The sequence below is a fragment of the Chryseobacterium sp. DT-167 genome (assembly GCF_058310155.1).
Window position 1 is genome coordinate 1 of the sequence record NZ_JBZEEQ010000058.1, and the last position, 714, is coordinate 714.

The window sequence follows — 714 nt, forward strand, 5'->3', positions numbered from 1 at the left end:
GGGCCGTAAACGCAGATGCTGCGTCTTCGACCACCTTGTGATCGATCAACCATCCGACCAGCTCACCTTGCTCCACAGGAACGGACGATGGAGCTATGTACTCCTCGAGCTTCAAGCTCTCAACCAACGTTGCTCGTAGATTGGCGTCGGGGATGAGCGCTCCCGCGTTCAGGATCTGCACGGCAACTTCGAGCTTGGCTGATTCCTCGGCGTCGGCCGAAGGCACGATTGTCGACGCTGTCGTAACCATCTTCGCGAGATGCTCATCGATGCCATGCTCCTCAATGTACGAGGACACGTTCTCGAAGCTCACCGGGAAGCGTTCATATTTGGCGAACGTCGGCCAATAAGGACTGGGTACGGCGGTGACGTCGTCGAGTGAGCCGTCTACATGCGCATGAGCCACTATGGAGTCCAGCGCAGAGTCGTCGGCCTCGATGACGTCATCAACGATCGTCGGGAACGTCGCGGGATCCGAGATAGTCGGCGTTTCATCCTTCAGTGACGCGACATACGCCTTGAGGTCCTCCCGCACCCTTCGGTAGACGTCCTTGCTTTGAGCCGCGATGAGATCAAGGCTCAGCGCCTTGTCGTCGTCGGCACCCAGAGCCGTGAGTAGGTTCTCACGGTCCACGACATAGGCACCTGTCAGTACCAATTCGTCTCGCATGGGCCACGCAGTGTCTCTGAGTTTCGGCAATCGCACGCCAGCTC

Annotated in this window: 1 protein-coding gene; it reads right to left on the minus strand. The window is 58.4% G+C overall.

Annotated features, from left to right (window positions below):
- A partial coding sequence (locus AC4FQ5_RS19725) for a hypothetical protein (protein ID WP_491146263.1) occupies window positions 1–670 on the minus strand: 670 nt, incomplete at its 3' end.
- Window positions 671–714 lie beyond the last annotated feature (44 nt).